This window comes from Phenylobacterium sp. (assembly GCF_035276905.1).
Taxonomy (GTDB): Bacteria; Pseudomonadota; Alphaproteobacteria; order Caulobacterales; family Caulobacteraceae; genus Phenylobacterium.
Genome location: NZ_DATELG010000166.1, coordinates 1 through 4,451, shown reverse-complemented (window position 1 = coordinate 4,451; position 4,451 = coordinate 1). Strand labels below are relative to the sequence as shown.

Sequence of the window (4,451 nt, the reverse complement as noted above, 5' to 3'; positions counted from 1 at the left end):
CTGCACACCGGCGCCTATTGCGAGGCGGTGCGCCACCGCTCGCCCGACGCGGGCCGCCTGCTGGCTCAGCTCCGGGCCGCGGCGGCGGAGGCCGCGCGCCTGGGCCTCGAGGTCCATGCCGGCCACGGCATCGACTACGAGACCGTCAAGCCGGTCGCCGCCATTGCCGAACTGGTCGAGCTCAACATCGGCCACTTCCTGATCGGCGAGGCGATCTTCATGGGGCTGGGCCCCGCCATCCAGCGCATGCGCGCGCTGATGGACGAAGCCCGGGCGGCTTCGGAGCGGGCGGCGTGATCATCGGCCTGGGCTCGGACCTGTCGGACATCCGCAGGGTGCAGAAGAGTCTCGACCGCTTCGGAGACCGCTTCACCCGCCGCGTCTTCACCGAGATCGAGCGGGCGCGGTCCGAGCGCAAGCCCGACCGGGCGGCCAGCTACGCCAAGCGCTTCGCCGCCAAGGAGGCCTGCGCCAAGGCGCTGGGCACCGGCATCCGGCGGGGCGTCTTCTGGCGCGACATGGGAGTGGCGAATCTGCCGTCCGGTCAGCCCACGATGGCGCTGACCGGCGGAGCGCTGGAGCGCCTGCGCCAGATCACGCCCGAAGGGCATCGGGCGGTGATCCATCTCAGCCTGACCGACGATCACCCCTACGCCCAGGCCTTCGTGATCATCGAGGCCCTGCCGGAGTAGGAGCTCGGGTCCTCAGTGCGCCGGCGCGGGGGCCGTCGTCGAGGTCGTCGTGCTCTTGGTGGTCTTCTTTGCCGCCTTGTCCGCGGACTTGGTCGTCTTCGTCGTCGTGCTCTTGGTGGTGGCCTCAGGCTTGGCCGCCGCCGACTTCGTCGTCGATTCGGTCTTGGTCGTCGTGGTCTTGGCCGCCGACGCCGGCGCAGCCTTGCTGGTGGTGGTCGTGGTCGTCGACTTGGCCGAGGCGTTCACGGGCACGGCGCCTGGCGCCGAGCACTTGGTGAACTTGCCGGAAGCGTCGCGGCACTTCTGGCCGGCGGCGCTGGTCGTGGCTTCGGGGCACTTGGTGAACTTGCCCGAAGCGTCACGGCACTGGGCGGCCTGGGCCTGACCGGCGCTCAGGACGAGCGCGGCGGCGGTCGCCGCGAAGATAAAGGAGGAGCGACGCATGGAACTCCTTTCCATAGTTTCTGGCTGATCGACCCCATCGCCAACCTTTGCCGAGGGCGTCGGTTCCATAAGCGTAACAGATGACGCGAGGAAGACGCCACGGCCGAGCTTGCGCCTCAACTTGCGCAGCGACGGCGAGTCCCTGGAGGCTCTGCGGCGGCCGGCCGGGACGCGACGCCGCATGAAGCGGACTTAAGGGGCCGCGGCCTTGCCCAGGGCCGATGCAACGCGTAGCAACAGCCGTCCGGTGCGCCGGACGCCGTCAGGGATCATCCATGAGCGAGAACGTGCACGCCGCACAAACCCCCGAAAAGACCGGCGCCGTAAGCGAGATCGTCGAGATCGTGAAGACCGTCGTCTATGCGCTGCTGATCGCGCTGGTGCTGCGGGTGCTGTTCTTCCAGCCCTTCACCATCCCGTCGGCCTCGATGGAGCCGAACCTCTACCAGGGCGACTACATCATCGTCTCGAAGTTCAGCTACGGCTATTCGCGTCACTCGATCCCGTTCAGCCCGCCGATCTTCTCCGGGCGGGTTCTCGAGCACAAGCCGCAGCGCGGCGACATCGTCGTCTTCAAGCTGCCCCGCGACGGCCACACCGACTACGTCAAGCGAGTGATCGGCCTGCCGGGCGATCGGATCCAGATGAAGAACGGCCTGCTCTATCTCAACGACAAGCAGGTGCCGCGGACCTTCGTGGGGACGGTCAAGGAGGATTCCGGCTACGGCTTCATCCGCGACGTGGCCAGCTACCGCGAGACCCTGCCGGGCGGAAAGACCTTCCTGACCAATGACTTCGGCGCCGACGGCGAGCTCGACAACACCGAGGTCTTCGTGGTGCCCGAGGGCCACTACTTCATGATGGGCGACAACCGCGACAACTCCTCCGACAGCCGCGTTCCGCCCGAGGCGGGCGGGGTAGGCTATGTCCCGGCGGAGAACCTGGTCGGCAAGGCGCAGATCATCCTCTTGTCCTGGCAACCGGGCGCGTCGGTCCTGAAGCCCTGGACCTGGATCCTGGACGCGCGGCCGAGCCGGTTCTTCCACGTCCTTCAGTGACGGCGGCCCGATGAACGCCCGGGCCGCCGCCGTCGCGGAGCTGGAGCGCCGCATCGGCCACGACTTCAAGGATCGCGACCTGCTGGAGCGGGCCCTGACCCACTCCAGCGTCGGCGACGGCGCGAAGACCGTGCGCCACAACGAGCGCCTGGAGTTCCTGGGCGACCGGGTGCTGAACCTCTGCGCGGCCGAGCGGCTGATGGCGCTCGATCCGGACGCCCGGGAAGGGGAGCTGTCGCGCCTGCTGGCGAGCCTGGTGAACTACCACGCCTGCGCGCGGGCGGCGCATCGCGCGGGCCTGCCCGAGGCCATGCGCTTCTCGGCCAGCGCGACCAAGATCGGCGCGCGCAAGTCCGAAGCGGTGCTGGGCGACGCCTGCGAGGCGCTGATCGCCGCCCTCTATATCGACGGCGGGCTGGAGTGCGCGCGCGCCTTCTTCCTGACCTTCTGGGGCGAGGAGTTCGCGCGGCTGCACGAGCCGCGGCTGAAGGACCCGAAGACCCAGCTGCAGGAATGGGCGCAGGGCCGCGGACTGCCGCTGCCGGCTTACGAGGTGGTGGGGCGCGAGGGGCCGGACCATGCGCCGAGCTTCACCGTCGAGGTGGCGGTCGAGGGCTTCGCGCCCGAGCGCGCCCAGGGGCGCTCCCGCCAGGACGCCGAAAAGGCCGCGGCCCGCGTGATGCTGACGAAACGAGAGGGGCTGGACCCTTCGGCCGAGAAGGACACCAAACTATGACCCGGGCCGGCTTCGCCGCCATCATCGGCGCGCCCAACGCAGGCAAGTCGACGCTCACCAACCGCCTGGTCGGGGCCAAGGTCTCGATCGTCACCCAGAAGGTGCAGACCACGCGCTTCCCGGTCCGCGGGGTGGCGATCGAGGGCGAGGCGCAGATCGTGCTGGTCGACACCCCCGGCATCTTCCAGCCGCGTCGCAAGCTCGACCGGGCCATGGTGCGGGCGGCCTGGGGCGGGGTCGAGGACGCCGACGTGGTGGTCCACCTGGTCGACGCCGCCGCGGAGATCGCGGTGACGACGGGCGAGGCCAAGGCGGCCGACAAGCGCGCCGCGGTCGACGTCGAATCGATCGTCGAGGGGCTGAAGGGCGCAAACCGCCAGGCGATCCTGGCGCTCAACAAGGTCGACGCGGTCAAGCGCGAGAGCCTGCTGGCGCTCTCCCAGCGGCTGTTCGACGCCGGGGTCTATTCCGAGGTCTTCATGATCTCGGCCACGACCGGCTCGGGCGTCGACGACCTGAAGGCCAGGCTCGCAGCCCTGATGCCGGAGAATCCGTGGTTCTATCCCGAGGACCAGACCGCCGACCTGCCGGCGCGGCTGCTGGCCGCCGAGATCACTCGCGAAAAGCTCTATCTGCGCGTCCACGAGGAGCTGCCCTATTCGGCCGCCGTCGAGACCACCAAGTTCGAGGAGCGCAAGGACGGCTCGGTGCGCATCGAGCAGAACATCTACGTCGAGCGCGAGAGCCAGCGCCCGATCGTGCTCGGCAAGGGCGGCCAGACGCTGAAGTGGATCGGCCAGAAGGCGCGCGAGGAGCTGACCGAGATCCTCGACCGGCCGGTGCACCTCTTCCTGCACGTCCAGGTCGACGAGCGCTGGGCCGACAAGCGCGAGTTCTACGGCGACGTGGGGCTGGACTTCGACGTCTAAGTCCCCTCCCGGGCCGCCACGGTAGCGGACGTGCTCAATGTCGCTGAAGGGTGGAGACCATCCCCTATTTGCCGCTCGTCCCCGCGAAAGCGGGGATCCAGGCTTTTTTGGGGGAAACCAAGAAGGCGTCAGCCGCACAGAAACGAGAAAAACACCTGGATCCCCGCTTTCGCGGGGAAGACCGGTGAAAAATGAAATCGTCGGCGTTGAGCACGCCAAGCTAGTTTTTCGAATAAGGTATTGATTTACCGGGCTTCCATTGCCCCTCCCCATTGCCGCGGAGACGCGATATCGATGGAGGAATGGAATTCGAAGACGACGCCTTCGTGCTGAGCGCCCGCGCCCATGGCGAGGCGGGGGCGATCGTCGAGTTCCTGACCGCGCATCACGGCAAGTATGCGGCCCATGTCGCGGGCGGGGCGTCACGGCGGCTGAAGCCGTTCCTGCAGCCGGGCGCCCAGGTGAGCGCCAGGTTCCGCGCCCGCGTCGCCGACCAGCTGGGCTCGGCCAGCCTGGAGCCGCTGGGCGAGGGGCCCGCGGCCTTGTTCGACGACCGGCTGGCGCTTGCCGGCCTCGCCGCCGCCGCCGCGGT

7 protein-coding genes are annotated in these 4,451 nt (G+C 68.7%); 6 read left to right on the top strand and 1 reads right to left on the bottom strand.

Annotated features, from left to right (window positions below; all coding sequences use genetic code 11):
* A partial coding sequence (locus tag VJS38_RS07665; RefSeq protein ID WP_324087562.1) for a pyridoxine 5'-phosphate synthase occupies window positions 1-297 on the top strand: 297 nt, incomplete at its 5' end.
* Window positions 294-692, top strand: a complete 399-nt coding sequence (acpS, locus tag VJS38_RS07660) for a holo-ACP synthase (RefSeq protein ID WP_324087561.1) — start codon at window positions 294-296, stop codon at window positions 690-692. The genes VJS38_RS07665 and acpS, both read left to right, overlap by 4 nt.
* Before the next feature lie 12 nt (window positions 693-704).
* Here the strand turns inward: acpS and VJS38_RS07655 are convergent, their stop codons facing one another.
* Window positions 705-1,136: a hypothetical protein gene (locus tag VJS38_RS07655; protein WP_324087560.1), complete on the bottom strand. Its 432-nt coding sequence runs from the start codon at window positions 1,134-1,136 to the stop codon at window positions 705-707.
* A 275-nt stretch (window positions 1,137-1,411) separates the two neighbouring features.
* On the opposite strand from VJS38_RS07655, the gene lepB reads away from it, so the two are divergent.
* From lepB to VJS38_RS07635, 4 genes are all read left to right on the top strand, one after another.
* Entirely contained in the window at window positions 1,412-2,194 is a 783-nt protein-coding gene (gene lepB, locus VJS38_RS07650) for a signal peptidase I (RefSeq protein WP_324087559.1), read from the top strand.
* Between the two features lie 10 nt (window positions 2,195-2,204).
* The gene (rnc, locus tag VJS38_RS07645) at window positions 2,205-2,930 is read left to right on the top strand and encodes a ribonuclease III (protein ID WP_324087558.1); all 726 of its coding nucleotides are present in this window, start codon (window positions 2,205-2,207) and stop codon (window positions 2,928-2,930) included.
* Window positions 2,927-3,859 carry a GTPase Era gene (gene era, locus VJS38_RS07640; RefSeq protein WP_324087557.1) on the top strand — a complete coding sequence of 311 codons (933 nt, stop codon included), beginning with the start codon at window positions 2,927-2,929 and terminating at the stop codon, window positions 3,857-3,859. The genes rnc and era overlap by 4 nt, the downstream gene beginning before the upstream one ends.
* 302 nt (window positions 3,860-4,161) lie before the next feature.
* Window positions 4,162-4,451, top strand: a 290-nt coding sequence (locus VJS38_RS07635) for a recombination protein O N-terminal domain-containing protein (RefSeq protein WP_324087556.1), incomplete at its 3' end; no start/stop codon positions are given.